This is a genomic window from Streptomyces sp. SID12501, from assembly GCF_010550245.1.
In the GTDB taxonomy this organism is placed as follows: domain Bacteria; phylum Actinomycetota; class Actinomycetes; order Streptomycetales; family Streptomycetaceae; genus Streptomyces.
In genome coordinates this window covers 1-446 of the sequence record NZ_JAAGLU010000538.1, presented here as the reverse complement: position 1 = coordinate 446, position 446 = coordinate 1, and the positions used below count along the sequence as shown (strand labels likewise).

Annotated in this window: 1 pseudogene; it reads left to right on the top strand. The window is 69.5% G+C overall.

Annotated elements, in window-relative coordinates:
* Window positions 1-446, top strand: a pseudogene (locus G3I71_RS47170) (glutamine synthetase); the annotation flags it as partial.

Genomic DNA, 446 nt, shown 5'->3' with positions numbered 1-446 from the left:
GTCCTCCTGGGACCGGGGCTACGGCGACTTCGCCATGCACCCCGACCTCGACACGCTGCGCCGCATCCCCTGGAACCCCGGCAGCGCCTTCGTCCTCGCCGACCTCGCCTGGAGCGACGGCACGCCCGTCGTCGCCGCGCCCCGGCAGATCCTGCGCCACCAGTTGGAGCGGCTCGGCGAACTGGGCTACACCGCGATGGTCGGCACGGAACTGGAGTTCATGGTCTTCCAGGACACCTACGAACAGGCCTGGAACGCCAACTACCGCGGCCTGACCCCCGCCAACCAGTACAACATCGACTACTCCGTCCTCGGCACCGGCCGCGTCGAGCCCCTGCTGCGCCGCATCCGCAACGAGATGCAGGCCGCCGGACTCGTCGTCGAGTCCGCCAAGGGCGAGTGCAACCTCGGCCAGCACGAGATCGTCTTCCGCTACGACGAGGCGC